Below are 1,040 nucleotides of genomic sequence, written 5' to 3'. Positions count from 1 at the left end.
TCCGCATTTTCTGGATCTTTGGACACATATCGATAACCCTGCCTGTCCGACACCCAACCCCATGCGCCGAAATTACTCATGGCGACGGACATTGTTTTTCCACCCGGGGTGCTCATCTGCCGCAGCGCCGACTGCATCAACCCCTGTTGCACCGCATGAATCAGCGATTCGGCATCGGCCAAGGCCCACCCCCTCAGAATCGTGGCCCCTTCTTCAAGCAATTCCACCGCCGGAGCAGGCCAGGGAAAGTTTTCAAAAAGATCTGCCGTCACAGCACTCCCTCCCGCCGGCTCTGTGTAACTATCGAGCCTTATTGATCTTTCGGTCTAAGCTAACGCCGGACCGCGCACCGACATAGTGGAATCCAGACGCTGACAAATGTGTCGGGTCGCATAAATGGCAAAACGTACATTGCCACCCACGACAAACTGGCGAGCGGCATCAATCAGCGCCAGGTTACCCGCTTCAATAAAATCAATCAAAGCGTGCGGTGTTTGATCGTGATAGCTCCGCGCAATACGCAACACCAAGCGTAAATGCATTTCGAGTAATTCATGCCAGGCTTCACGATCATTGTGCTGAATTCTTTTAAGCAGATGTTCTTCTTCCAATGCAGTCAAAAGTTCATGATAATCAATCTCCTGCAAATAGGCGTTGATACGATGACTGGATAGGGCAGATTCTGCACGGACCTGACCATGTTGAGAGTGTGTCCGACGTACTGTAACGGAGAGTGTATCGGCTGAGGGCGCTAAACTTTCTGTGGACATGGAAATATTTTCCCTATATTTGTAAAGTGCGATATAGGGTTTAAACATACGGATACACCAGACATCATAGCAAATGTATTTTATTGGTAACTTTATCGGAGAAATCGATAATGGCAGATGACGAACAACTTCTTTCCCTACTGGCCATCGCCGAGCACGGTAGCATCAGTGCGGCCGCCGAGCATTTACATCGGGGCCAATCGGCCATTTCCGAACGCCTGAGAAAACTGACCGAACTGGTCGGTGAGCCTCTTTATACGCGTGAAATCA

Annotated in this window: 3 protein-coding genes; 1 reads left to right on the top strand and 2 read right to left on the bottom strand. The window is 50.1% G+C overall.

Going from position 1 to position 1,040, the window contains the following annotated elements; all coding sequences use genetic code 11:
* Both AC2VLY_RS16255 and AC2VLY_RS16250 read right to left on the bottom strand, forming a co-directional pair.
* A partial coding sequence (locus AC2VLY_RS16255) for an alpha-ketoglutarate-dependent dioxygenase AlkB (protein ID WP_486922652.1) occupies window positions 1-272 on the bottom strand: 272 nt, incomplete at its 3' end.
* Window positions 273-326: 54 nt separating this feature from the next.
* Complete coding sequence (locus tag AC2VLY_RS16250; protein ID WP_486922651.1) at window positions 327-770, bottom strand: sigma factor; 444 nt, start codon at window positions 768-770, stop codon at window positions 327-329.
* Window positions 771-880: 110 nt separating this feature from the next.
* On the opposite strand from AC2VLY_RS16250, the gene AC2VLY_RS16245 reads away from it, so the two are divergent.
* Window positions 881-1,040: helix-turn-helix domain-containing protein (locus AC2VLY_RS16245; RefSeq protein WP_486922654.1), on the top strand; the 160-nt coding region annotated here is incomplete at its 3' end.

This window comes from Acidithiobacillus sp. TH-A36 (assembly GCF_057473445.1).
The sequence above is the reverse complement of the archived record's forward strand: the minus strand, read 5'-3'. Positions and strand labels throughout refer to the sequence as shown.

Excerpts from the sequence above, each read along its gene's own strand:
- AC2VLY_RS16250 (WP_486922651.1), bottom strand. The coding sequence starts at position 770 with ATGTCCACAGAAAGTTTAGCGCCCTCAGCCGATACACTCTCCGTTACA.